Source organism: Halomicronema hongdechloris C2206, from assembly GCF_002075285.3.
Lineage (GTDB): Bacteria > Cyanobacteriota > Cyanobacteriia > Phormidesmidales > Phormidesmidaceae > Halomicronema_B > Halomicronema_B hongdechloris.
In genome coordinates this window covers 1,009,659-1,035,259 of record NZ_CP021983.2, presented here as the reverse complement: position 1 = coordinate 1,035,259, position 25,601 = coordinate 1,009,659, and the positions used below count along the sequence as shown (strand labels likewise).

The window sequence follows — 25,601 nt, the reverse complement described above, 5'->3', positions numbered from 1 at the left end:
ATTCCGCGTAGCGGTACTAGATCATCCACTAGAAGATGCTGGAAACGTTGGAATTATCATGGTCGTAGCTGCCCCCGAACTGCCTATTGTTTTTCCTTTAGCAGCCGTCATTGAGCAAGAGGCCATTAAGATGGCGCTGCTATTGGCGGCCGTTGATCCGGGCTTGGGCGGGGTCGTTATCGCCGGTCGCCGGGGCACGGCTAAATCTGTGATGGCCCGGGCATTACATCAACTGCTGCCGCCCATTGAGGTCATTGAAGGATCCTGCTGTAATGCCGATCCGTCCGATCCCCGTTGTTGGGATGATGACACCCGACAGCGGCTGGGAGATACCCCTCGGGATCCCTCAGAGTTGCCTACCAAGGTGATCCCGGCCCCGTTTATTCAGATTCCCCTCGGCGTCACAGAGGACCGATTACTGGGATCTGTAGATGTGGCCCGCTCAATTCAAGTAGGGGACACGATTTTTCAGCCGGGCTTGTTGGCGGCGGCCAATCGGGGAGTGCTCTATGTCGATGACATCAATCTGCTAGACGATCAGATTGCCAATCTGCTGTTGGCCACCTTAACAGAGGAGCGCAATCAGATTGAGCGGGAAGGCATTAGCTTTCAGCATCCCTGCCAACCTCTGTTGGTCGCGACCTACAACCCGGAGGAGGGCCCCCTGCGAGATCATCTTCTCGATCGGATCGCCATTGCCTTGTCTGCCGATGCGGCCCTGTCCCTAGAGGAGCGAGTGGCGGCAGTTGACCAGGTCAATCGATTTGCCACAGATCCCCAGGCCTTTCTGGCAGACTATGCAGATGACATTGAGAACCTAAAAACTCAGATTATTCTGGCGCGAGAATGGCTGAAGGAGGTCCGTATCAGCCACGACCAGATTGCCTATCTGGTCACCGAGGCCTTGCGGGGACGAGTGCAAGGCCATCGGGCTGAATTGTTTGCGGTCCGAGTGGCCAAGGCCCATGCTGCGCTGGAAGGGCGCTCTGAAGTCATAGCCGAAGATTTGCGCGTAGCAGTCGAGCTGGTCATTGTGCCCCGCTCCATCCCTATGGATTCTCCACCAGAGGAACCACCGCCACCACCGCCGCCAGACAACCAGGACCAGTCAGAGAATGATGACCAGGAGGAGCCGGAGGAGCCCCAAGAAGACCAAGAAGACTCCGACGATCCGGAGGAAAGTCCCCCATCTATCCCAGAGGAATTTGTCTTCGACGCCGAGGGGGTCGTATTGGATCCTACCGTGCTGTTGTTTGCCCAGGCGATGGAACGTCAGGGCAAATCGGGGAGTCAGAATCTGGTGATTTCTCAGGAGCGGGGTCGTTACATCAAGCCGGTTATCCCCCAGGGGGAGGCACGGCGAATTGCCGTAGATGCCACCCTGCGAGCAGCAGCCCCGTACCAAAAGTCACGGCGAGAGCGACAGCCCCATCGTCGAGTCATCATTGAATCCAGTGATATTCGTGCTAAACGGCTGGCCCGCAAGGCAGGATCTCTGGTGATCTTTGTGGTGGATGCCTCGGGTTCGATGGCACTGAATCGCATGCAGTCGGCTAAGGGAGCAGTGCTGCAACTGTTGACGGAAGCCTATCAAAATCGCGATCAGGTGGCTCTGATTCCCTTTCGAGGGGAACAGGCAGAGGTGTTGTTGCCCCCGACTCGCTCCATCGCCATGGCCCGGCGACGGTTGGAGCGATTACCCTGTGGCGGCGGCTCTCCCCTAGCCCATGGTCTCAGCCAAGCAGTGCGGGTGGGCTCTAACGCTCAACAGTCGGGGGATATTGGCAAGGTCATTATCGTGGCGATTACCGATGGTCGCGGTAATATTCCCCTGGCTCGTTCCTTGGGTGAGGCTCTAGATCCCGAGGAGAAGCCAGATATTAAACAAGAACTGTTAGATATCGCTGTCCGGATTCGGGCCATTGGGTATCAATTGCTGGTGATTGATACCGAACGTAAGTTTGTCTCCACAGGATTTGGCAAGGAACTAGCCAACACGGCTGGAGGACGGTATTACCAGTTACCTAAGGCAACTGACCAAGCGATTGCGGCGATGGCTCGAGGTGCGATCGCAGACATGAAGGACTGATAAAGAAACGGTAGTGGGCTGCAGGAAATAGCGATCGTGGGCGGTGATATGGGCACCTTGAGATCGACCAGCGGATCGTATCACCTGACGACTACCTCGGGGTTGCCCATGGATATCGGTATGCCTTCTTCAGACCATAGTCAACGCACCCTAGCTGCCATTGTCGTCACCGATGTGGTGGGATTTAGTGCCCGCATGTCGGCCAATGAAGCAGCTACCCTGACCTTGGTCAATCGGGATCTGCAGCGGATCGCCGATCTCTGTGACACCCATGAAGGTCAGGTCTTGAAGACGACGGGAGATGGCCTACTGCTCTACTTTGCTAGTGCAGTGCAGGCAGTCGCCTGCGCCGTTACCATCCAAGCGGCATTTGCAGATCTAGCCGAGGGACTAGCCCCAGAACACTATCTAGAACATCGTATCGGCATCCATCTTGGCGACATTTTCTTCAACCATGCTGACGTCATGGGCAATGGTGTTAATATTGCCGCCCGTCTCCAGACCTATGCCGATCCAGGCGGCATTTGCCTATCCCAGACAGTCTACGACGTGGTCAAGGCTAGCCTGCAGCTAGAAGCAACCTATGTCGGGCCCTTGACCCTAAAGAATATTCAAGATCCAGTCCCCACCTATAAGATTAGGGCCCCTCGTCAAGAGTCCTCTGCCGCCGAGGTTGCTGGAGTCGGCCGCGATGACATGACCCAATTGGGCCCGCCACAGCCAGGTCTCTTGTTGGAGAGTATCGTCCAGACACTGAGTCAGCATCCGCAGCAGTTGCGCATCAAGAAATTAATCTTCGGGACCTGTCAACACGCCTGGGAAAATGATTCAACTGTCTTAGAGCAATTTGAGCTGAAGGAGCTATTGCGAACCCTACTACAGCGCTATCCGACTGCTCAGCAATTTAAGCATAGCCTCGACTACATCGTGGCGGGGCTCAACCGAGTGAGTCTCTACACCTCCGTGGCAGACATTATTTTGGAGCAGGTGCAACCGTGGTATGCCCATCGCACCGAACATACCCTCTTAGAAGGACATTTTTCCCGATCATCGACCTATGACCGATATCAAGCTGTCGCTAGCAGCTGCGAGCAGTCGTCTGATCCGCTGCGGATTAAGAAGCTCATCTATTGCATCTGCCACAATACTTGGGTCAACGACCCCGAATTTCTGCAGCCTCTGGCCATGCGCGATCTCATCATTGACTTGCATGGGATTGCATCGACACCCAAGGATCTGAAATATCACTTAAAGCGAGTCATTCAGCGCCTCAATCGCAAAACCGAATACACTCAACTTGGCAATCAGGTACTGCAGGCTTGTCGTCAGCTATACCAGGAATCTACAGACACTACCCAATTGCCGACGCCCAGAGTGGTTGCGACTGAACAAACTCAACTGGCTCCTGAAGCAGCAGTCTCCCCAGAGAATACGCAGATGGTAGCTGACCCAGGAACCGATACCGATGCTGCTTGGACAACTGTCTCTACCTGTCTGTCCGCTGAGAATCCTGAGCTAACAACGGCCCATTCCTCCCTGTCTGTGCAGACGGCAGCCGAGCCGACAGGCCAACCCAAATACAACCTCGCCAGTCTAGTCGATTTGCGGGCTGAGATCATGAAATATACCAACCCTTTGCGGGCCAAGATTTTGCTACTGTCTAGCCTACGCGGTCCCTTTGGATTTACCCAGCAAGACTGGCTCGTCCTAAAGTCTAAGACCCTTGATGATCTTCTCCAGGGCATGTTCAATTACTGCCCTAGTTTGGCGGATTTAGAGAGCAAACTTACTATCATTTCTCGGTGCTTAGACAACGAAGACGAAAATGCTCAGGTAGCCAGTGCCCTCCTCCAGGCCATGAAACCTTATTATACTTCTGAGGAATCTCCTACCCTTACCTCCACTCAGATGGCTACGCCTCCGGCATCTACTGCTGCGCCCATGACCCAGCTATCACCTGTTTAAGCCCCTTATTCTTGCCCATGGATGCGCCTGAACTATTACAGCGGTATGCTGCTGGGGAAATAACCTTCAAAGGAGTCAGCTTAATTGGTATCAACTTGAGGGGAGCCGATTTAATTGGCATTAACCTGATGGGGGCTGACCTAGAAAGTGCCAATTTCATGCTCGCTTATCTGACTCGTGTGAATTTTCGTCAAGCCAATCTGAGTCAGAGCCAGTTAACTGGTGCGAATTTAAATCAGGCTGACCTATCCGGTTCCACCTTAGTCGATGCTGATCTCCATGGAGCCAGTCTGCAGGGAGCTGACCTACGCAGTGCTGACCTTACCTTAGCCAATCTGCTCGACACCAATCTGATGGACGCCGATCTGCGCAATGCCATTCTCAGTGGCGCTAACTTGACCGGCGCCTGTCTACGGGGAGCAAATTTCCGCCAAGAAGATCGCCAATATGTCGCGACCTTGCGGGGGGCGATGCTGCGATTAGCGGATCTGAGGGGGACTAATTTGTCCGGGGCAGACCTGACTAATGTTGATTTAACTCAAGCCATCTTGAGTGAAGCCAACCTGAAGCAGGCTAACCTACGCGGAGCTCGCCTCAGCGGTAGCCAACTGGTACATACTTACATGGCCGATGTGGATTTGAGCGGGGCCGATTTGAGCCAGGCTACCCTAACCCACGCCAACCTAGCCCGAGCTCGCCTGAACCACGTCAATTTGCAGCAGGCGTCCATGTATGGGGTTAATCTGGCTGATGCCAAGCTTAATCGGGTGAATCTGCAGCAGGCTAACTTATACCAGGCTCGCATGGGTCGAGTGGAGCTGACCCGAGTTAATTTAAGTGGGGCTGATCTGCGAGAAGCGAACCTGACCGATGCCTATTTAGGGCGAACTAACCTGACAGGGGCGGATCTCACCGATGCCATTCTTACCCGAGCCGAACTGAGTAGTGCCAATCTCACCGATGCTATCCTCAAGGGGACGACCATGCCAGATGGTCGTCTTCATGACTGAGCGTCTTGAGTGAGCCCCCTCATGCCCCTGGAATTGCAACAGCAAAAGGCTCGTTTTTTTGATTTATGGGCTCCCCGTTATGACTGGATGATCCCATCGGTTTTCTACCAGGCGGTGCATCAGCGACTGCTGAGCTATGTGACCTTGCCGGCGACTCCCCATGTGCTTGATATTGGCTGCGGTACGGGGCGATTGCTGCGACGCCTGGGGACTCATTATCCAGCCCTAACGGGAGTGGGGTTGGATGTTTCTGCCGAGATGCTGAGGCAGGCTCGCTCAGCTCTCCCTGACACCACTCGATTCGACTTTGTGCAGGGCAGGAGTGATGCCATGCCGCTATCCCCGGCTGAGTTTGATGCCGCCTTTTGCACCATTAGTTTCTTGCACTATCCTGACCCAGCCCGGGTGCTAGACAACATCCGGCAGATTCTCAAACCCCAGGGTCGATTTTATCTGGCCGACTATGCACCATCACGATGGTCGGGGCAGAACCGTCAGTATCTACCCCTGTCGCCAGGAGGACTGCGGTTTTACAATGCCACGGCTAGAGAGCAACTCGGCAGCCAGGTAAATTTGCCGGTCATTTCTCACCATTATTTACTGGGACCAGTGATGCTTACCATCTTCCGGCGTTCTTGAGCTTTTCTGCGGGTCACCATGGCCCGACGTTTAGATGCGAGGAGATACGTAGACGCGAGGAGATAACCGTGAAGAGACGACGCTGCCAGGTTACCTAGTCCTCATGTTCACTTTACATGACTGCTCCTCTGCTTCTAGGCGCCCCATGCTGCGACCACTAGCCAGCGACACAAGCAGATTGACATTGATGCTACCCAGGCAGCGTCGGGGGTCAGGGATTCAGTGAATCTACTGCTGTTAAGAATTGTAAACTTTTGATACTATTTGCATAGTCACCATCATTTAGAACTATGCAGCGTTTCTTCGGCTCAGACACTCCTATCTTGCAAACGAAGCAGGCTCACCTAGATGTCCAGGACCTTTGTGGCTTACTACGGGTGCGCTGGGGCGTAGGGCAGAGAACGTTGCTGTCTTGGATGTACACCCGCATCGATCAAGTGTTTTTGGTGTGGGGGTGGATGGCGGGAATTATTTTCCTAACGCCCTATTGTTTTCCTGGATTGAGTTGGAGTCAACAGGCAATTGCTTGGTCAAGTCTGACTGTGGTGGGAACTGGCCTAATGGCAGGATTGGCCTGGTACTGGGTGCGGGTGGAACGGCTGCGATGGGTGGTGTATTGTTGGGCTGCCCTGATGATGCTGGGCATCGGCTTGACTGACTACGGGATTTTCGCCAGTGTGCCGGTGATCTTAATGAACCTTTGCCAGCTGTGGTTGGGCCTTAGTGGGGCTGGCTATGTTGTGACTGGGATTGGCATGCGATCGCGCAGTTTTTTGTTAGTTGCCGGGCTCCATCTTTTGGCCCTGCCACTGCTCCACTGGTGGCCGGCTGAGCAGTTTTTGATCACGGGAATAGTGATTGCAGGGAGTCTATTTGGTCTAGCTGAGCTGCAGTGGGACATGCGTCCGCCTCAGGACTCTGACTGGCTATCGGAACGGGAATTAGCCTTTAACCAGGCACAGCAGCGTCAACGGCGCCTGAGTTATAAGTAATATGTAGGTTTTTGTAGCATCCAATACATTTTTAAAGTGCTTGTTTTACACTGAAAGTACTGATGGATAGCTAGATTGTCCACTCCACCTACTCATGTTGTCATCGCATGTTGTCATCGCAGGTGTTCTGCTGCTTGACCTGTTAATTGTTGCCTGAAGGAGAACGGTGTCAGGGCAACGAGTGACTCTCTCGGTAGGTGAGTGGAAGCGTGTTAGCCGATTTGGGTAAGTCGTGATGCAGGGTTTTTACCGTTTCCCCTGCTTAGCAGTGTCCGAGGGGATGCGAAACCATCCACCAGAGCAGCCTGAGGGCCTGGCGCATTTAAGGCTTACCCAAATTGTCGGCTGACCATAGCAATATTGCTTGCAGTACCATAGTCCCCAATCTCGAGGATTGGGGATTTCTTAATGGGCGTTTGCCACCTTTAATTTTTGATTAGGGCTGCAACTCGTCGGGGGGCTCAGTAGATGGAGGAGCGGTTTCGACGGCGGGGTCTGACGGAGCTGCCTCAGGAGAGTTAGCCTGACTGGTCTCAGCGAAGCAACCGTAGTAGAGGTTCATGACTGCCTCGAAGGCCCAATGGTCGGTCGGTAAGTCAGGGAATGGAACCGGCAAAGTCTCGACCTGATCGCTGACGCACGCCGCTGTAACTGGTTTGGAATCTATTTCTGGGGTGGATTGGGCGCGACTGGATCTATGGCCCAGCCCTAGGAGTAGCACGACGAGAATACTGAGGGCTATGGGGTACTTCATTGGGAGTCTCCCTATGAATCCACATCAAGATGCACTCTTATGTATGACTGGTTCTTATGCATAACTGGTTATGCATGAATAGAGACGGTGGGAACCCAGCCTAGGTTCCTACGTCTTTACGTAGTGTCTTCATACTGTCTTCATTGCCAACTTCATGCTGAATTGGTGCCAATGGGGGCGAGCTTGCGCTTAAATTGGGTGAGACTCTGTCATGAGTACCATGGCAATGCCCCTCAAGGGTTAGGTGGTTATGACCACGATAGTTCGGTTAGTTCCCCCATCCATGCTGTCTGAGGCCAGCTGGCCCATGTCTGCACAGTTTGATCATTCCTTGCCATGAAGGCTCCTCGCTGGACACTACGATTACCACGCCCCCGGCCATCATTGCCACGGCTGCCGGGAGCTAGGTCGGTGGCGGCACCAGAGTTGGGATGGTGGTCGCGGGCCAGTTTGCGTCCTCTGCCTCTAACCTTTGCTAGTGGTCTGCTCTTCACCGGCGTATTGGCAGTGCAACTGGGCCCCCTACCGGAGCGATTTTCATCCGGTCAGTCAGAGCTCTTTGTCAGCCCTCTATGGCAGATGACGGGAGACATTCGCCAGTCTGTGACTACCTTGTATCGAGTGCAACGGCAGCTCCAGGCCGATGAGACGGCAGCTAGTCAGGCGGCTGCGGCCACGACAGCGTCTTCCGCATCGGCGCCACCGTCATCGTCATCACCGTCTGAGGGTTCAGCCTCCCCGGCTCCGGTGCCTCGGCCGACCCAGGCCACTGGGGAGACGGTGGACATGTCTCTAGAGATGCGAGTGGCAATTGCGCGCGATGTCACGGCGTTAACGGTTGGGGCCTCGACGACCAGCGCCCTGGTGGATGTATCGGGGCAGCACCACTGTGAGGTGCCGGCCCAGACGAGTTATGTGGCTCGGCCCAATGGCCAGGGGATTGATTTCGGCGGCTGTCAGCTATCGACGGCGGTTTGGCTGGAGCCTGGCAATCAGGGCTATGTTTATATTGGCGATAGCTGGTATCGGGGGCGATTACTACTGCTCAATCGGGGGGGTAAGCTGCTGGCAGTTAATTTTGTGCAGCTGCAGGACTACTTGGTCAGTGTAGTTGGCAGTGAAATGTACCCCGATTGGCCTCTGGAAGCGCTGAGGGCCCAGGCAGTGGCGGCCCGGTCCTATGCGTTGACTCACCATGTGCGACCGGCCAGTCGGGATTACGATCTGGACAATACCCAGCGGTTTCAAGCTTATAAGGGTATTGCCCGGGAAACGAATACGACCCACCATGCCGTGACCACGACTTCTGGAGAATTCATTAGCTACCAGGGGGGGATCGTGCGATCGCTTTATGCGGCCTCTGACCAAATCGTGGCTCGGGCCCATCGAGGCCAGGGCATGAGTCAGACGGGGGCGATGGAACTGGCCGCCCAGGGGTACACCTATCTGCAGATTCTGGGCAATTACTACCCCAATACCAGTCTGGCTCGCTTGGTGGTGAATTGAGCCCCTAGCGATAGTTGGTGAACTGTAGGGCGATGGGCCAGTCGGTTTGCTTCACCAATGCGATCGCATCTTGCAGGTCATCCTTCGACTTACTGGAGACCCGTACGGTATCGCCTTGAATAGAGGCCTGCACCTTCTTCAGGTTATCCTTCAGCAGTTTAGAAATACGCTTGGCATTATCCTTATCAATCCCCTGCTTCAGGGACACCTGCTGCCGCACCCGATTACCACTGGCCGACTCGACCGTACCGAAATCGAAAATCTTTAAGGGCAGATTTCGCTTCGCCGCCTTAGTCTGCAGGATGGTCTGGACAGCCTGCAATGCCATCTCATTGGCAGTTTCGATGGTGATAGTGTCATCCCCCAGGTCTAAAGCGGTTTTAGAATCCTTGAGGTCATAGCGAGTCGCCACCTCCCGCCGAGTCTGATCGAGGGCGTTTACCAGTTCCTGGCGATCGAATTCACTAACAATGTCAAACGAATAGCCTGAGGCCATACCCACCACTCCTGGTAACGGCTTCACCTTACCTTAAGACAGGATAGCGGCTGATCACAAACAACATAGGAGAGCATAACCGCCCCTGAGATCCCTGGAGGTTAACCAGCGCCCCTTGAGGTGCCCCATGGCAGCCCTTAGCAGATCTGACTGCCATGGTTGGGGTCTTGAGCCATACTAAACTTTTCGAGATCTTGCTACACTCTCTACCCTGAGGAGACAGGAGCACCATGCCCATCAGCCCGTCACCGTGGAGTAATCTGCCGAGTCTGGGATATATTCCTCACGGACACTGCTTTCTCTGGCAAACCGATCTGGTCTATTTGCACGTACTGTCCGACGCTGGGATCGCTCTGGCCTATTTTTCCATCCCGGTGATCTTGTTCTACTTCATCCGCAAGCGGCCAGATCTCCCCTTTTCCTGGATATTTACCCTGTTCGGATTATTTATTCTTTCTGGCGGTACCACGCATTTAATGGCGATTTGGACCCTCTGGCACCCTGATTATTGGCAGTCTGGAGGAATTAAGGCAGTAACCGCTGTGGTATCCCTATTTACCGCCATGGAGATGGTGCCGTTAGTGCCTCAGGTGCTGCAATTCTCGAGTCCAGAGCAATTGAGGGCGGCTAATGATGCCCTGCAACAGATTAATGCTGCCCTGCAGGCAGAAATCATCGATCGGCAGGGAAAAGAGCGGCTAGTCAACCAAATCGCTGAAACTACGCCCGATTTGATTTATATCTATGATGTGCAGGAGCATCTAAATCGCTACAGCAATTCCAAACTGCCAGAGCTGTTGGGCTATAGCCACACAGAACTGCAAGACATGGGCAGTGGCTTCTTATTTCAGTTGGTGCATCCTGACGATAGGGAGCCGCTGCAGCAGTACTTCGAGCGTTTAGCTGGAGCAGGTGATGGGGATCTACTCGAGATCGAATATCGGGTTCGCCACTGCGATGGAGAGTACCGCTGGCTCTATAGCCGTGACAAGGTATTTTCCAGGACCAAGACGGGCCAGGTTAAAGAAATTCTGGGTAATGCAATTGATATCACCAGTCGTAGACACTACGAAGAGCAGCTCCAACGCTACGAACGCATCGTGGAGGCCACCACCAATGCCATCATCCTATTGGATGACACCTACCGATATCAGATCGTCAATGCCACCTATCTGCGTTGGCATGATCGACCGCGGCAGGATGTGATTGGACAGAGGCTACCCCAGGTGATGGCAGAGGCGCAGTTTGAATCCCTATTGCAGCCTCGGCTCGATCGCTGCATGGCTGGTGAAATGGTGCAGCAGAAAACCTGGCTTACCTTTGCAGGGATTGGGCAAAAATTCGTCAATATCACCTATTCTCCCTATCGTGAGGCCGATGGCAACGTGTCTGGAGCCGTCATCAGCCTCCACGATATTACGGCCCTGAAGCAGGCGGAAGACGCCTTGCGTCGAGAGGAAGCCCGATTGCAGTATCTGGTTTCGCATAGTCCGGTCGTTATTTTTAGCTGCAAGCCCTACGGCGACTATGGGGCCACCTTCATCAGTGAGAATGTGGAAGCACTATTGGGCTGGGATGCCCAGGCGTTTCTGGCGGACTCGCAATTTTGGGTCGATCACCTGCATCCCGACGAGGCTGAGCAGGTTCTGGCCGGGCTGGCCAATTTATTTAGGGATGACTTTTACTTTCATGAATACCGGCTGCGTAGGGATGATGGCACCTATTGTTGGTGCCTAGCCCAGTTACGGTTGATCCGCGATGAAGCCGGGAACCCAATGGAGATGCTGGGCTATTTGATCGACATTAGCAATCGCAAACAGACAGAGGAACAGCTGCGTCAGAGCGAAGAGCGCTTCCGGGTGGCCTTCCGCGATGCCGCGGTAGGGGTGGCAACGGTATCCCCAGACGGGAAATTCCTCAGTATCAATCGGTCCTTTTGTGAGGTGGTGGGCTACTCGGAAGATGAACTGTGCCAGCTGACCTTCCAGGAGATTACCCACCCCGATGATCTCGATGCGGATCTAGCCTATGTGCGGCAAGTCCTGGAGGGCGAGATTCGTAGTTATCAGATGGAAAAACGCTATTTCCACAAGCAGGGGCATGTCGTTTGGATTCTGCTGAGTGTCTCTTTAGTGCGAGACGTTATGGATAGCCCCCTGTATTTCATTGCCCAAATTAGTGACATTAGCGATCGCAAATGGGCTGAGGCGCAACTTCAGGCCTCCCTACAGGAAAAAATGGTGTTGCTTAAAGAAATTCATCACCGGGTTAAAAATAATCTGCAGGTGATTTCTAGCTTGTTTCGATTACAGGCCCGTTCTTTAAATAACCCGGAACTGCGGAAACATCTGGGTGAAGGGCAAAACCGTTTGCGGGCCATGGCCCTGATCCATGAAAAGTTATATCAGTCTGACAATCTTTCTCGCATTGATTTGGCGGGGTACATTCAAGATCTCACTGGCTACTTATTCCGGAGTTATACAGTCAATCATCAGCGCGTTATCCTAAGGATTGAGGTGGATAAGACTATTTTCCTGGATGTCGATGCCGCCGTTCCCTGTGGGCTGATTATCAACGAAATTGTCTCCAATGCCTTGAAATATGCCTTCGATCCTGGCCAAACCGGTACCATATGGATTCAAGCTAAGGCCAGCGAGCAAGGCCACTTGGTTCTGATGATTGGGGATAACGGCAAGGGGCTCCCTGACGGCTTTGATCTGAAAAAAACGCGATCCCTGGGCATGAACCTGATTCAGGATTTAACGGGCCAGTTACGGGGCACCTTAGCGATTGACCGTAGCCAGGGCACCCAGTTCACCCTGACCCTACGGCGCATTCAGGTGGCGTGATCGGGTTGGCAGGACCATCCTCGACGCCGGAGGCAACTGGCCAGTTAGCCTGCCTCAATCTCCCTGGCAATCGTCTGTCTTTCCGAGTTCCCCGCTAGAGTGTGATCCCCGCGTAACTCTTTTGACAGAATAGGCTCGGTACACTGCCATGATTTTGATGACTGGTGACCCTACCCGCTCCATGGCAACCATTCTGGTGGTGGAAGACGAGAGACTGATAGCCCGGGATATCCAAGCTATCCTGGAAGACCTGGGCTACGTTGTTCCTGAGATTGTTGACGCCGGTGAGCAGGCAATTCTGAAGGCAGCTGAACTCCAGCCGGATTTGATTTTGATGGATATTCATCTGATTGGCGAGATGGATGGGATCATGGCGGCCCACGAAATCTCGGCTCAATTTGAGATTCCGATCATCTATCTCACCGCCCATGCCGATGAACACACCCTGGCCCGAGCCAAGCTCACAGGTCCCTTTGGCTATATCCTGAAGCCCTTTGAAGAACGGGAATTACGCACCACCATCGAAATTGCGCTGTATAAGCATCAGATAGAGCAGCAACTGCAACAGAAACAGGAATGGCTGGCTACCATCCTAGGCAGCATGGGGGATGGGGTAGTAGCGACGGATCAGCAGGGACGTGTCACCTTTATGAACCAGGTAGCCCAAGGGCTGACGGGATGGGACATTGAGGTCGCCTGTGGTAGGCCGGTTGAGCTGATACTGCCCTTTATCAGCCAAGACACCGAAGCCAGCATTCCCCATCCGATTACCCAGGCCTTAGCCGATGAACGCACCGTTTACCTGCCTAATAATGCGCTGCTATTGAGTACCAGCGGTCATAAAATTCCGGTGGGCGATAGTGCCTCGCCTATTCGCAGCGCCCGCGGCAATATCACCGGGGCAGTCATGGTCTTTCAAGATGTGACGGAAAGGCGCCAGGCAACGGAGTTACTGCGGCATCAGGCCCTGCACGATGCCCTCACAAATCTGCCGAACCGGGCCTGGTTGCTGACGCGCCTGGACGAGGAGATTAAGCGGGCCCGGCGGGACCCCAGCTATCAGTTTGGCCTGCTGTTTTTGGATTTGGATCGCTTCAAGGCAGTCAATGACAGCCTTGGCCATGCCGCCGGGGATCAGCTCTTGATGGGCGTGGCTCAGCAGCTATTAAGCTGCGTGCGAGATGTGGATTTTGTCGCCCGCATGGGGGGTGATGAGTTTGCCATTGTGCTGGCGGATCTGCAGGATCTACGGCAAGCCTGTCGAGTGGCGGAACGAATTCTTGAGGTATTCGCCCAACCCTTGATGGTCGCTGGCCATGAACTCTTTGCCAATGCCAGTATTGGCATCGTCCTTAGCTCCCAATCCCATCTCGGGGATGAGGAGATATTGCAGGCGGCCGATATTGCCATGTATCGGGCTAAGCACTGGGGCATCGGTAGTTATGAGATTTTTGACAGCGCCATGGGGGCTCAGATCCAGGCGGCCTTGCGGATGGAGGGAGAACTCCGACAGGCCATTGAGCGGTCGGAATTGCAGGTGTTTTATCAACCGATCGTGTCTCTGGCAGATGGGGCGATGACGGGGATGGAAGCCTTGGTGCGATGGCAACATCCCCAACGGGGCTTGATTACGCCGGATGAATTTATGCCAATGGCCGAGGAAACGGGACTATCGGTATTACTGGATTGGTGGGTGCTGCGGGAAACCTGTCGTCAGATACAGAGCTGGGATGCTGAGTCTGATCTGCGATCGCATCTACTCTTCAGTATCAATTTCTCCAGCCGCCAATTTGCCCAACCCAACTTTGTGCAGCAGGTGGAAACCATTCTCGCCGAAACCGGCATCGCTGCTCACCGCTTAAAATTCGAAATTACAGAAAGCGCTATTATTCATAATCCCAAATCTGCGGCAACGGTCCTAGAGCACCTCAAGTCCCTGGGCATCCAATTAGCCCTGGATGACTTTGGCACCGGCTATTCCTCCCTGAGTTATCTCCACGGCTTTCCCGTAGACACCCTAAAAATTGACCGCAGCTTCATTCAGAACCTCGAGACCGACCCAAAAAGCCTAGAAATTGTCCGCACCATTCTGCTGTTAGCCCGTGCCCTCGACAAAAAAGTCATCGCCGAGGGAGTCGAGACCCCAGATCAATGTAGACTGTTGCAGTCTCTGCAGTGTGACTTAGTGCAGGGCTACTTCTTCTCTAGGCCCGTCACCAGTGCCATGGCAGATGCCTTTCCCATGACCTGGCCTGGGTATTCCTCGCCGTAGACAAGGGTGCCCAACCTCTCCTATGCGGTTTCCAGCTCCCCTGCAACCAGGCAATTTGATCGCGGTTACGGCTCCCTACAATACTAGAGGCATTGTCATCCCCGATTATGTTGATGTCGATGGTGTTGCTAGATAATCGGGGCAGTCGATTTGGAGCTGATTGCCACCAATGGGGGCATCGATAAAGGTGCAATGGTGGGGATGGCGGGCATCGGTATGGGCATTGGGCCGAAAGTGTTGACAGGTAATGCACATGCGGGCCACAGAAATTTTTCCCTGCTGCTGCAGATTCCCAATAATCTTAATTAATCCCTGCAGAAAGATGGCTTGTTCCTCTGCTGAGAGTTGGTTGACCGCGGTGAGCAAAAAGTCTGACCAGTCAGCAATAACGGCGGCCTGTTGCTGGCCAGCAGAGGTAAGCCCAATGGCAATCGCTCGCCGATCATCGGCGGCCCGTTTCTTTTGCACCAGCCCCTTATCCACTAAGACGCGGACAGCATCACTGGCGGTGGCTGGCGTGATCGCTAAAGCCTGGGCAATATCTCCCAACCGCATAGTGCCGCTGCCGTGGGGATGCTGCAACAAGGCCAAAATATGCCCTTGGGTGGGCGATAGCCCCAAGGCATCAGCTGCTTGCCAATTCTGGCTTTTAATGGCGAGGCCAATTTTGGTTAGCCCCACCATCACTTTTTGCGCTAGGGCGTTGTTGGCTGAGTCGACGGAAGCTGGGCTCAAGGAATTCGCTGGATAAATATGCAGTCAGTTGTGGCTTGATCCTAAACCAAGTTCACCTCGAGATCTGGACCTAACCCATCGCTTCTTGACTCAGGCGATCTCTCACTTGTCTACCGCAAAGGGCAGACTCAAATCTCCTGAAGCAATGCTATACACAGCATAAACCCCCAGCAGCGGACGACTGTCATCGCTAGTATTGACTTCCATGTAGGCAGTGACCCCATCGAAGGTGAAATCCGTGTTGTGACTGACGCGCTGGGCAGGGATCATGACTCGTAGCCAGTCCTCCTGGGTGACGACTGAAAACCCGGGGGAATCTAGAAACATGGGCATGCCAGGGTTGGTGGGAGGCAGCACCACACTGTCGGTTTCTGGGACATATTCTTTCACCTTGAGGCCGCCAGGAACCCGCTCGTCGGGCACCAGCACGACCCAGTGAGTATGCCAAGTCCTGCCGTCGTTGTCATAGTTGCGATCGCTATTTTCATCCCACAAAGGGGTGTCATCAAAATCTGGATGGGAGGTCACCGCTAAGGCCACGGTACCGTCAGTGGCACTAAAGCCAACATCTTCAGGGGATAAGGTGGTGGGAAACACATAGGCGAGCACCGGCGCTCCATCTAGCTGCCCCACGGGTTGCGGCAAGGTCGCTCCGATCGAGCCATCGACCTGCTGCTCAAACACCAATAAATCTAAGCGTTCCAGATAGCGAACCTGGGTAGAGCGGAGTTGCAGATCCTCGGTGCTAGGGATCGCCTCGACTGCCTGGGCATGAGCCACCTCCGGAGCAGCCACTGCACTGATTAGCGTACACATACAGAGCACACTCAGAATAAAACGCATGGAAAACACCTCTCATTTATTTAGGAGTCCTAAAATTAGGACTCCTAAATACTAGGGGTAAGCTATTGCGCTGTCAATGCAAATCGTCTGGTGGGATCACAACCGGTGGATAGCCCATCGAGCTCATCGATCAGAGGAGGTAGGCAATGCCTAGGCACTTGCCCTGTCAGGAAATAGACGACTATCCTGCCATCAAATCGGCTTCGACGATATTGATGGCGAAGGGCTGATAGGCCTCCCCGATTTGCTTGGCCATGGTGTCGGGAAAGAGATGCAATTTACCGTCGTTGAGGGCGGCAACAATCCCTTCGCTGACCAGAGAGGGGGATTCAGCGATCTCAGCCAATCCAGCATCCTGGGCCATTTCAGTGGCAATAGGGCCAGGGTGGACGCTGAGGACGGCAGTGCCCTGGGATGCCAGCACGTCTCGCAGAGCTTGGGTAATAGAGTAGGCTGCCGCTTTTGAAGCCGAATAGGTGGCAAAGTCCGCAAAGCTCTTCATGGAGGCCACCGAGTTGAGTTGGACAAAGGCTCCACCACCATTGGCCTTTAACACGGGAGCAAAGGCCTGGGCCATGCGCATTAACCCAAAAACATTGATCTCGATCTCGGATTGCAGGGCTGCGATGGCGTCGTCTGCTAAGGGATTAGCGTTGCGCAGGATGCCAGCATTGTTCACAACTAACTGCACGTCTGGTGCCGTCTGAGCGGCTTGGATGATGGTATCAGGCTGATTCAGATCAAGTTTCAAAGCCACCAGTCTGTCGCCGTAGGCTTCTACCAGGGAAGTGGCCGAGTCGAGATTGCGAACAGCGGCATACACCTTGGTCACGCCATGCTGGATGAGCGACTCTACGGTGGCCTTGCCGATGCCTCGGTTGGCACCGGTCACGAGGGCGACTTTGCCGTGAATATCAAACGACATGGGAAATCTCCTGCGGTGAGTAGGTAGAACAGTCTGTCTAAATTGATTATGTAGACAGGTCTGTATAATGTCAACCCCTCTCCTCAAAAGGCATTCCCGATGCGGTTGTGTTGGCAGCAAATCCGTCTGCTCCTGGCCATGAAGGAAGGCGTGCGCGGACAGTTTGGCTCCGACAGTGACGAAGCCCAAGCCATCGGCTTCAAGAAAAAGTCTGAGCGCAAGCGCCCCCGCCGCCCCGCTGCGTAAGGTACTCCTAGTTTGTGTGATCTCTCTTGACTCAATCGCCCGTGGCCTCCTACTGCGGGCGGTTTTTGATTGATGTAGAGGTGTTGCTGACATCGGCCTACGAAGACCTCGTATCCGTCATTCCCGCATGGTCCAGGGGCTGTCCTGACTCCACAGTGGTGAAGCCCCTGCAATGCCTCAAGGTCACTTTCCTCAACCTTAGGCTGAATAAGTTAAGAGCAAGCCGCCCCTCGACTCCGCTCGGGGCTCGACTCGGTAACTGGAAGCTCCCTGAGTAGCTTCGCCAACGACTCTGCTCCGGAGGAGCTAGAGAGCCGGGGCGAGCGGTCGTCGAGCGGAGTCGAGACGAACCGCCGCTCCACCGATCTCAGCCAACTTCAGGTCGAACCGTTACCCGGCACTGCCGCCGAAGCCAAAGCCATCCAATCCCTGCTCCCCAACGCCACCGTCCTGATGGAAGACACCGCCACCGAAAATGCCTTGAAACAGGTGCAGGCGCCGCGCATTCTCCACATCGCCACCCACGGCTTCTTCTTGGAAGATCACCCTATTTCGGTGGCCGAGGAGAGACGTGGCCTGAGCCTGGCCGCGGCTGATGGGTTGCGGGCGCTGCCCCGCTTAACGGCCCCGGTGGAAAATCCCCTGCTGCGCTCGGGCCTGGCCCTGGCCGGATTCAACACCCGCCGCAGCGGTGACGAAGACGGGGTCTTCACCGCCTTGGAAGCCGCCAACCTCAACCTGTTTGGCACTCAGCTGGTGGTGCTCTCCGCCTGCGATACCGGCTTGGGAGACATCGCCAATGGCGAAGGGGTCTATGGTCTGCGGCGGGCCTTTGCCATCGCCGGGGCCGAGTCTCAGCTCATGAGTCTCTGGCAGGTAAGTGATTTTGGTACCCAGAGCTTGATGGCGCGGTACTACGAAAAGCTGATGGCGGGTATGGGCCGTAGCGAAGCCCTGCGAGCAGTGCAGTTAGAGATGATTCGTGAAGGTGGGCGGTATAGTCGGCCCTACTACTGGGCCGCCTTCATCCTGGCAGGAGACTGGCGGCCGCTTTAGGCCCGGTTGATGGATAGGACAAAGGCTATCAATCCATCATGGGTGGCTCGCCGAACCCGAAACCGTATGACGCTGTCTTTGCCCGGAATGACCCATCGCTGCAGGCCAGTTCAGGCTATACCACCGCCACAATGCTCTGTGCGGTGGCGAGCCAGTCAGCCCCCCTAGACTGGGCTATTGGACGATCAACCATGTCCTAAGCTGACTGGCCAGCGCTATAACCTTGGCAAATCGTCAGGGTTTCAGCAACAGCCCTATGGCTTTGCAGATAGGTAGCCAGCAGGCTACAGCCCTGGGCAGTCAGCGCCTCTAAGTTCAGGTTAAACAGCGTGATCGTACCGTCGGCATTGGCTGCAGCCAGGGTGTGGCCATCGGGGCTAAACGTCATATCGTGAACCCGTTGGGTGTCATAGAATCGCTGGACTTGCTCTCCGGTGAGGGTCCAGAGACGCACGAAACCTCCACTAGAGGCGGCCAGCAGGGTGCCATCCGGGGAAAAACTAAGCGTCCTGACGGGGCCATCGTCGCCGGCGAAGAAAGAGATCTGCTCTCCGGTCTGAACGTCCCAGAGATGGACGATCCCTTCCCAGTTGGTGGTTCCCAATGTCTTGCCGTCGGGGCTGAAGGCCATGTCGGTAATTCTGAAACTGCCGCCGCCAAAGCCCCCCACCTGGAACGACTGGGTGTCATTCGTGTGCCACTGCCACAGCAACACATGGCTGGCTGCCTCGGTGTTGTAGGTGAAGGCGACCCTCTCGCCGTCGGGGCTAAACCGGACTCGATAAATATCTGCCTGGGGTTGCTCATAGGTAGCCATCGCCTCCCCGTCCAGATTAGTCACCTTAACGGTGCCGTCGGCGCTGGAGGAGGCCAACAGATTATGACCGGGGCTGACGTCCAGGCTACGCACAGCGTCCTGATGTAGCGCCAGCTCGCGAGTCATGTCCGTGGTCAGATCATTCAGCGTCACGGTGCCATCGTCGTAACCCAGGACCAGCCAGCGGCTGTCTGAGCCGAAGCTCACCTCACTGACTGGGCCGTGCTCCGAGGCGGCAAACCGCTGCCATTCCTCGCCATCAGGGGTCCACACCCGGGCGGTGCCATCCTCGCCGGTGGAGGCTAAGTAGTGGCCATCCGGGGAGTAGACGATGCTATTGACGCCGCCCTCATGGCCGATCAAGCGATGCGGGGTATCTGGCGTCAGATCCCACAGCCTGACGGTGCCGTCGAAGGCAGCCGAGGCCAACAGGCTGCCATCCGGACTAAAGCTCACGTCGTTGATGCGGGAGACATGGCCCCGCAGTTCCCCTAAGGGATTCCCGGCTGGATCCTGCAGCACAATGCTGGAGCCGCCGGTGAGGCTGTTGGCTTCACCTGCGATCGCAACTACCTGGCCATCCGGGCTGACAGCAAAGCTGGACACCAGATAGCCTTTTCCTGCAAAGTCCTGCGATTGCCGGGTTAGGGCCAAATCCCATAGCGACACCTTGGCATTCGCACCTCCCGTGGCCAAGATACGCTGGCCATCCCGGCTGAATCCTACCCGGGGCAGAAAGGTGTTACTGTCCACCGGCGTCGAGGCCACAGCCATCTCCCTGCCGTCTTTGCCCCAAAGCCTGATATACCCCGAGTAATCAATCGAGACCAGCTGGTTACCGTCCGGGCTCCAGTCAATGGCATGAACGCCTCTGCCATGGCCCTCAAGGCTCTGGACTTGTCGACTGTCTAGATCGATCAGCTGAATGGTGCGATCGTCGCTGGTTGTGGCTAACCGGTTACCATCAGGACTAAATCGCACACTGGTGACCCGTTGCTGATGCCCGTCCCAGGTGTGCAGCAGCTGACCATCCAGACGCCAGAGCTTCACGGTGCCGTCATAGCTGGCGGAGGCCAAGGACTGGCCGTCAGGGCTGATACTCAAGTCATAGACACCGGCTTGGTGGCCGGAAAACGTCTGCAACCGCTCTCCCTCGAGACTCCACAGTTGCACCGTGCCATCCATTCCACTGGAGACAAGCCGCTCCCCATCCGGATGGAAACTCACCGCCGTCGCCCAGTAGTTGCGGTGACCCACCAGACGGTTGCGTTCTCGCAGGCTAAAAATAGCCCGATGCAGCACCGCCTTGAGTTTGGCAGCCAGGAGCGGGTCAAGCTGCTGCAGCAATTGGAGATTACCAGCGGCGCTCAGAGTTTCCAGCAGGGCATCCAGAGGCTGCTGAGTATCCAGCAAGGCATCGGCCGACGTCACCTGGGCCTGAATTTCACCGAGGATCGCCTCCTGCCGCTGAGCTTCGGCCCGTCGATATTGCTGGAACGCCGTCAGACCGAGGCCTACTGCAACCACTAAGCCCCCGACGGCGGCCACGAGCGCCCGCGTAATCCGCCGACGCACCATAGCCTCATGGGCAAGTTTTGCCTGCTGTTGGGCCGCTGCCTGCAACCGACTGGCATTGATATAGTCCCGTTGCAGTTGAGTAGAGCGAGGCTCTTTCTCGGCATTTTGCGTCAGCCACTGGATCACCTCTTCTAGTTCCTGCCCACGCAGCAGCAGATCTTCCCGCCGTCGCTTTTTCTCCCATTCCAGGGCTTTCACCAAGATACGGGTGTGTTCTTTCACATGGGTCAGATCCGTATCCAGAGCGCTCACCAGGGACTGAAAGGCAACGTTAAAATCGTCCTCTTCCTTGAAAAATAGCCAGTTGGCCTTGCCCAGGGCTGGATGCACCAGGGCCATATCAAAGCCTTCCCGCCGCACGATGGGCATCAGCCGCTTGTTGTTGGCCACGGCATGGTCGATCTCCTGCCTGCAGACCTTGGAGGCGATGGAGTCGGGGCTGATGACAAAAATAAAGGTGTCGGCTGCCTCAATGCCGGCTTTGATCTCTTCCCACCAGTCCGCCGTCAGGGGAATATCTTCCCAATCTATCCAGGCATCGTATTTGCTCTCGACCAGGGCCTGATTCAGCACCTGCACAAAGGCTTTGTCCCGACGGGAATAAGAAATGAAAACGTCAGTCATGATCGATGATGAATGCGGAGCGGCTACGGGAGCTCTTCATAACAATAATTGATGATTCCGGGAGATGCGGTCTGCCTATGCCACGCGGCCAATACTCGCTAATCCGTCTCAGCTAAAGTGTAATCATTGCTCAGTTGTGAAGCCGATGGTCACTCAACCTCTCCGCTGGACCGTTGACGACATTCAGTTTATGCCCGATGACGGCGGCTGGAAGCGCTATGAAATCATTGATGGAGACCTGTTTATGACCCGCGCTCCCCACATTCGCCATCAGAGCGCTGCGGGTAAAATTCATGTTCGCCTAGAGCTTTGGTCAGAAGAAACGGGCTTGGGCAGCGCATTTCAAACACCAGGGGTGGTCTTCTCTCCTACCGATGCGGTGATTCCCGATGTCGTGTGGATTAGCCAAGACCGTCTTGCAAACGGGATTGACGAAGCGGGTCACCTCACGGTTGCACCAGAATTAATCGTGGAAATCTTGTCACCCGGAGAGCAAAACGAGCAGCGAGACAAAGCATTTAAGCTTAAGCTCTATTCCATCCATGGCGTTCGAGAATACTGGGTTGTGAATTGGCAACTCCAAACCCTGGAAGTGTATCGCCGTGAGGCTGCTCAACTACAGAGGGTGAGCACGCTGATGGTGGATGACAGCCTGACCTCTCCCCTGCTGCCTAACTTCCGATTACCTATCGCTAGCGTTTTTGCGTGATGAGGTTGATTCATGAAGCTGGATCAATGATCCTTGGATTAAAGGTCTTCAGAGATAAAAGTGACCTTGCTGTAGAGCTCCTGAAAGGAAATTGTCCAAGGAATCGTTACGAGTTCAAGCTGCTCGTTAGCCTCATCATATTCCTGAAAAATCCACCGTTTCTCGTCGCGTTTGGCGTAATGCTCTACGTGATGAGTATGCTGTTTCAAACTCTAGGTAGTCATCCAGGGAATAGGTTTTTGAGGTCTCTGGCTGAGCAATCATACTTTTGCTCCTGAGTTTCGCTGGTCATCCGGTGCTCTACATACTCAAACGATAACGTGCGATCGCCCCATCCTTGCCCAAGCCCTTAGTGACAATATGGCTGTGATGAGTGTTGATGAGGCTTTTGATGCCTACGAAGGCAATCACATTGGGTAGCCATCTGGCTCAGATGCCGTCACAAATCTCGCGTTGCGAGTCGGGTGGGGTGTCTTGATACTCGGTGTACTCGCGCCACCACTCGCAGCCTCGCTGCATCAGGGCATCAAACTCCAGCGCTTCCAAGTCCCACAAAATAGCGGTTTCGTCGGCACTGCTGGAGGCTAGGGTTTTGCCGTCGGGACTGAATTCTAGATCTATTACCCAGTTTTGGTGACCGACTAAGGTCTGTAAAAGCTCACCCTTCATTGACCAAAGCTTAACGGTATAGTCTTCTCCAGCGGTCGCCAACGTCTCACCGTCAGGGCTCAAAGCTAGATCCCAAATTCCTTCATAAATTCCTTCTTCCTCGCCCTTCGCCGAATTTACCAACTCACCTTCTAGATTCCAAAACTTGACGGTGCCATCTTCGCTGGCAGAGATGATCGTTTGGCCATCGGAACTAAAGAGAACGTCTACTATCGCATCGGTATGACCTGCGAGCGTGTGTAGCAACTCACCGTTGGCAGTCCAAAGTTGCACTGTGTTGTCCTCATTGCCCGCCACCAGATACTGTCCATCGGGGCTAAAAGTTACTGCATAATAAGGTTCTTCTCGATCACCCAAACTGTTCAACAATTCACCCTCGACACTCCACATTTTGAGGGGGCCGTCACTGTTAGCCGATACCAGAGTTTGACTATCAGGACCAAAGGCAATATCTCGAACGGACTCTGTCTCGCTAGTCAGCGTGTGCAAGAGTTCTCCGTCCAAATTCCAAAGGCGGATAACACCACCACGGGCAGTAAGCAGGATTTTTCCATCAGGACTAAACCTCACATGAGGTCTAGATCCGTCTTCGACTTCGAGGGTGTGTAATATTTCTCCTTGAGCATTCCAGAGGATGGCAACTGGCCCGCTATCGCTAATGGAGGCAATGAATTGACCATCTGGGCTGACGGTGAAGTCACCGAGCCCATCATCATACCCATGGCCGTCAACGGTGCGAATCAGCTCGCCGTCAGCAGTCCAAAATTTCAGTGGGCCATACCCTTCTCCAGTGATCAGCATCTGACCATCAGGAGTATATTGAGCGGCGCTGACCCATGAATTGTGGCCATTGAGTGTAGTTGAGGTGTTGCCTGCCAATTGCCAAAGCTTGACGGTTCGGTCGCCGCTGCCAGATATTAGCGTTTGGCCATCTGGACTCCAAACAACATCCCCGACCCAACTCGTATGTCCCGTCAATGTTTGCAATAAAGTTCCATCTCGCCCCCACTGTTTGAGAGTGCCGTCGCTACTCGATGAGACGAGGGTTTGGCCATCCTGACTAAACTGCATCCAGTTCACAGTTTGAGTATGGCCTGTGAGGGTTTTAATGATCCGCCCTTCTCGGCTCCAGAGTTTAATCGTGTTATCGAAACTCGCTGAGGCGAGCAACTGCCCATCTGGACTGAAAAGTACTTGGCGTACAGTGTCTTCATGGCCGGTCAGGGTGTGTAAGAGCTCACCATTGAGGTTCCAGAGTCGAACGGTTTGATCGGCTCCACCAGTCGCGATGAGTTCTCCATCGGGGCTAAAGGCTTTGCTCCAGGGATCAGCAGTGTGTCCAGAGAGGGTTTGGAGGAGTTCTCCTTGCCAGTTCCAAAGCTTCACGGTCTGGTCATCGCTGTGGGATCCAATGATCTGGCCATCTGTACTGAAGGTCAGATTCCAAACTGAGTCTTCATGATCGGTCAAGGTCCGCAACAGCTCACCGTTGCGGTTCCAGAGTTTGAGCGTGGCATCACTACTAGAGGTCACCAGAGTTTGACCGTCGGGGCTGAAACCCACATCCCAAACCTGAGCCTCATGGTCTGCGAGGGTATGCAGCAGTTCACCCTGGCGGTTCCAGAGCTTTGCCGTCTGGTCTAGGCTGGCTGAGGCTAAAATCTCGCCATCGGGGCTAAAGACCAACCCTCGAATACCATCTTCATGAGCAGAGATGGCATGTAGAAGTTTCCCGTCCTGGCTCCAGAGTTTGATTTCTCCGGCGTTGCTGCCAGAGGCCATGACATTACCATCGGAGCTAACCGCAACCTTCGGAATATCACCATAATTGTCGCCTAGGGTCTTGATCTCGCGAATGCCGCTGACAGCTTGTGCAAGTACTTGGTGGACGAAGATGCGATCGCTCTCCGGATACTTCTCCCATCGATGCCCCGCTTCCAGCGCCGTAATCAGCGCATCGGTATTTTGTCCCGCTAAAAATTCAGCATTGGACTGTTTCGCCAGCGACTCGATTTGTTCAATTTGTCCATTTCGCCAAAGCTGATAGGCATAGATGCCCGCCCCCGAAGCCGCGACAAACGCCAGACTCATCACCGCGAGGAGTGACCTGAGCAGCAAAATCCGGCGCTTCTCTCGCTTGACCTCTCGTTCCTGAGCTTCCCGTCCGGCCTGAATGTAGTCCTTATGCAGCGGCGTGGGCAGCGGTTCCTTTTGCTGCTGAAACGCTTCCACCAGCCAGTTTTCGGCAATCACAAACTCATCGCCCCGCAGCAGCAAGTCATCGCGGCGCTGTTTTTTGTCCCACTCTTGAGCTTTCACCAGCAGCCGCGTGTGGGTCTTCACATGGGCCAGGTCGGTGTTGAGGGTCGCAACCAACGACTGAAAGGCCGTGTCAAAGTCATCCGCTTCCCTGAAGAACAGCCAGTTATGTTTTCCTAACGCCGGATGCACTAGGGACATATCAAACCCTTCTCGCCGCACCACTGGGACCAGTCGCTTGTTGTTCTCAACGGCATGGTCAACTTCTTGGCGACAGACTGTTGAGGCGATGGAGTCCGGCGTCATCACGAAGATGAAGGTGTCGGCAGCTTCAATGCCGGCTTTAATCTCCTCCCACCAGTCCGCCGTTAGGGGAATGCTCTCCCAATCCACCCAGGCATCGTATTTGCTCTCGACCAGGGCCTGGTTCAGCACCTGCACAAAGGCTTTGTCTCGACGGGAGTAGGAGATGAAAACGTCGGTCATGGTGGGGGCTGTGATGGCGACTTATCAAGTTCCTTCAAATTAAGCTGTATGGCTTCCGGATTTCCTAGTGCCCAGAATTTAG

At 54.6% G+C, this 25,601-nt stretch carries 17 protein-coding genes and 1 pseudogene; 11 read left to right on the top strand and 7 right to left on the bottom strand.

Annotated elements, in window-relative coordinates:
• Positions 1-58 precede the first annotated feature (58 nt).
• The 5 genes from bchD (at position 59) to XM38_RS04735 (ending at position 6,695) form a co-directional block, all read left to right on the top strand.
• A complete protein-coding gene (gene bchD, locus XM38_RS04755; RefSeq protein ID WP_080806255.1) occupies positions 59-2,089 on the top strand; it encodes a magnesium chelatase ATPase subunit D in 2,031 nt (676 codons plus the stop codon).
• Positions 2,090-2,209: 120 nt separating this feature from the next.
• Positions 2,210-4,054 (top strand): adenylate/guanylate cyclase domain-containing protein, encoded by a 1,845-nt coding sequence (locus XM38_RS04750; RefSeq protein ID WP_187329279.1) that lies wholly within the window; start codon positions 2,210-2,212, stop codon positions 4,052-4,054.
• Between the two features lie 17 nt (positions 4,055-4,071).
• Positions 4,072-5,064, top strand: coding sequence for a pentapeptide repeat-containing protein (locus XM38_RS04745; RefSeq protein WP_088429232.1), 993 nt, complete (start codon positions 4,072-4,074; stop codon positions 5,062-5,064).
• A 21-nt stretch (positions 5,065-5,085) separates the two neighbouring features.
• The gene (locus tag XM38_RS04740) at positions 5,086-5,703 is read left to right on the top strand and encodes a class I SAM-dependent methyltransferase (protein WP_080806249.1); all 618 of its coding nucleotides are present in this window, start codon (positions 5,086-5,088) and stop codon (positions 5,701-5,703) included.
• 290 nt (positions 5,704-5,993) lie between these two features.
• Positions 5,994-6,695: a hypothetical protein gene (locus XM38_RS04735; protein ID WP_080806247.1), complete on the top strand. Its 702-nt coding sequence runs from the start codon at positions 5,994-5,996 to the stop codon at positions 6,693-6,695.
• A gap of 436 nt (positions 6,696-7,131) precedes the next feature.
• On the opposite strand, the gene XM38_RS04730 is transcribed toward XM38_RS04735, so the two are convergent.
• Entirely contained in the window at positions 7,132-7,449 is a 318-nt protein-coding gene (locus tag XM38_RS04730; RefSeq protein WP_080806245.1) for a hypothetical protein, read from the bottom strand.
• Positions 7,450-7,785: 336 nt separating this feature from the next.
• Between XM38_RS04730 and XM38_RS04725 the strand changes: the two genes are divergently transcribed.
• Positions 7,786-8,955, top strand: coding sequence for a SpoIID/LytB domain-containing protein (locus XM38_RS04725; RefSeq protein WP_088429230.1), 1,170 nt, complete (start codon positions 7,786-7,788; stop codon positions 8,953-8,955).
• 4 nt (positions 8,956-8,959) lie between these two features.
• Here the strand turns inward: XM38_RS04725 and XM38_RS04720 are convergent, their stop codons facing one another.
• Positions 8,960-9,451 (bottom strand): YajQ family cyclic di-GMP-binding protein, encoded by a 492-nt coding sequence (locus XM38_RS04720; RefSeq protein WP_080806242.1) that lies wholly within the window; start codon positions 9,449-9,451, stop codon positions 8,960-8,962.
• A gap of 230 nt (positions 9,452-9,681) precedes the next feature.
• On the opposite strand from XM38_RS04720, the gene XM38_RS04715 reads away from it, so the two are divergent.
• Together XM38_RS04715 and XM38_RS04710 are read left to right on the top strand one after the other, a co-directional pair.
• On the top strand, positions 9,682-12,300 hold the full coding sequence (locus XM38_RS04715) for a PAS domain S-box protein (protein ID WP_088429228.1): 2,619 nt from the start codon (positions 9,682-9,684) through the stop codon (positions 12,298-12,300).
• Positions 12,301-12,457: 157 nt separating this feature from the next.
• The gene (locus tag XM38_RS04710) at positions 12,458-14,572 is read left to right on the top strand and encodes a putative bifunctional diguanylate cyclase/phosphodiesterase (protein ID WP_080806443.1); all 2,115 of its coding nucleotides are present in this window, start codon (positions 12,458-12,460) and stop codon (positions 14,570-14,572) included.
• Positions 14,573-14,677: 105 nt separating this feature from the next.
• Here XM38_RS04710 and XM38_RS04705 read toward each other — a convergent pair whose 3' ends face one another.
• The 3 genes from XM38_RS04705 to XM38_RS04695 form a co-directional block, all read right to left on the bottom strand.
• Positions 14,678-15,307 (bottom strand): MarR family winged helix-turn-helix transcriptional regulator, encoded by a 630-nt coding sequence (locus XM38_RS04705; protein ID WP_225889185.1) that lies wholly within the window; start codon positions 15,305-15,307, stop codon positions 14,678-14,680.
• Positions 15,308-15,409: 102 nt separating this feature from the next.
• Complete coding sequence (locus tag XM38_RS04700; RefSeq protein WP_088429226.1) at positions 15,410-16,150, bottom strand: hypothetical protein; 741 nt, start codon at positions 16,148-16,150, stop codon at positions 15,410-15,412.
• A 181-nt stretch (positions 16,151-16,331) separates the two neighbouring features.
• A complete protein-coding gene (locus XM38_RS04695; protein WP_080806238.1) occupies positions 16,332-17,075 on the bottom strand; it encodes an SDR family oxidoreductase in 744 nt (247 codons plus the stop codon).
• Between the two features lie 99 nt (positions 17,076-17,174).
• On the opposite strand from XM38_RS04695, the gene XM38_RS25740 reads away from it, so the two are divergent.
• Positions 17,175-17,321, top strand: a complete 147-nt coding sequence (locus tag XM38_RS25740) for a hypothetical protein (protein ID WP_187329580.1) — start codon at positions 17,175-17,177, stop codon at positions 17,319-17,321.
• Positions 17,322-17,702: 381 nt separating this feature from the next.
• Positions 17,703-18,377 (top strand): annotated as a pseudogene (locus XM38_RS04690) (CHAT domain-containing protein); the annotation flags it as partial.
• A 196-nt stretch (positions 18,378-18,573) separates the two neighbouring features.
• On the opposite strand, the gene XM38_RS04685 reads toward XM38_RS04690, so the two are convergent.
• Positions 18,574-21,396 carry a toll/interleukin-1 receptor domain-containing protein gene (locus tag XM38_RS04685; protein ID WP_088429224.1) on the bottom strand — a complete coding sequence of 941 codons (2,823 nt, stop codon included), beginning with the start codon at positions 21,394-21,396 and terminating at the stop codon, positions 18,574-18,576.
• 145 nt (positions 21,397-21,541) lie between these two features.
• Here XM38_RS04685 and XM38_RS04680 point away from each other — a divergent pair, with 145 nt between their 5' ends.
• Complete coding sequence (locus XM38_RS04680) at positions 21,542-22,105, top strand: Uma2 family endonuclease (RefSeq protein ID WP_088429222.1); 564 nt, start codon at positions 21,542-21,544, stop codon at positions 22,103-22,105.
• A gap of 429 nt (positions 22,106-22,534) precedes the next feature.
• Here the strand turns inward: XM38_RS04680 and XM38_RS04675 are convergent, their stop codons facing one another.
• Positions 22,535-25,519, bottom strand: coding sequence for a WD40 domain-containing protein (locus XM38_RS04675; protein WP_080809248.1), 2,985 nt, complete (start codon positions 25,517-25,519; stop codon positions 22,535-22,537).
• Between the last annotated feature and the right edge of the window lie 82 nt (positions 25,520-25,601).

Bases quoted from the DNA above. Each gene is read 5' to 3' on its own strand.
- XM38_RS04680 (WP_088429222.1), top strand. From the start codon at position 21,542: ATGGTCACTCAACCTCTCCGCTGGACCGTTGACGACATTCAGTTTATG.
- XM38_RS04745 (WP_088429232.1), top strand. From the start codon at position 4,072: ATGGATGCGCCTGAACTATTACAGCGGTATGCTGCTGGGGAAATAACC.
- XM38_RS04720 (WP_080806242.1), bottom strand. From the start codon at position 9,451: ATGGCCTCAGGCTATTCGTTTGACATTGTTAGTGAATTCGATCGCCAG.
- XM38_RS04685 (WP_088429224.1), bottom strand. From the start codon at position 21,396: ATGACTGACGTTTTCATTTCTTATTCCCGTCGGGACAAAGCCTTTGTG.
- XM38_RS04700 (WP_088429226.1), bottom strand. From the start codon at position 16,150: ATGCGTTTTATTCTGAGTGTGCTCTGTATGTGTACGCTAATCAGTGCA.
- XM38_RS04695 (WP_080806238.1), bottom strand. From the start codon at position 17,075: ATGTCGTTTGATATTCACGGCAAAGTCGCCCTCGTGACCGGTGCCAAC.
- XM38_RS04730 (WP_080806245.1), bottom strand. From the start codon at position 7,449: ATGAAGTACCCCATAGCCCTCAGTATTCTCGTCGTGCTACTCCTAGGG.
- XM38_RS04735 (WP_080806247.1), top strand. From the start codon at position 5,994: ATGCAGCGTTTCTTCGGCTCAGACACTCCTATCTTGCAAACGAAGCAG.
- XM38_RS04675 (WP_080809248.1), bottom strand. From the start codon at position 25,519: ATGACCGACGTTTTCATCTCCTACTCCCGTCGAGACAAAGCCTTTGTG.
- XM38_RS04725 (WP_088429230.1), top strand. From the start codon at position 7,786: ATGAAGGCTCCTCGCTGGACACTACGATTACCACGCCCCCGGCCATCA.
- XM38_RS04740 (WP_080806249.1), top strand. From the start codon at position 5,086: ATGCCCCTGGAATTGCAACAGCAAAAGGCTCGTTTTTTTGATTTATGG.
- XM38_RS04710 (WP_080806443.1), top strand. From the start codon at position 12,458: ATGACTGGTGACCCTACCCGCTCCATGGCAACCATTCTGGTGGTGGAA.
- XM38_RS04750 (WP_187329279.1), top strand. From the start codon at position 2,210: ATGCCTTCTTCAGACCATAGTCAACGCACCCTAGCTGCCATTGTCGTC.
- XM38_RS04715 (WP_088429228.1), top strand. From the start codon at position 9,682: ATGCCCATCAGCCCGTCACCGTGGAGTAATCTGCCGAGTCTGGGATAT.
- XM38_RS25740 (WP_187329580.1), top strand. From the start codon at position 17,175: ATGCGGTTGTGTTGGCAGCAAATCCGTCTGCTCCTGGCCATGAAGGAA.
- bchD (WP_080806255.1), top strand. From the start codon at position 59: ATGGTCGTAGCTGCCCCCGAACTGCCTATTGTTTTTCCTTTAGCAGCC.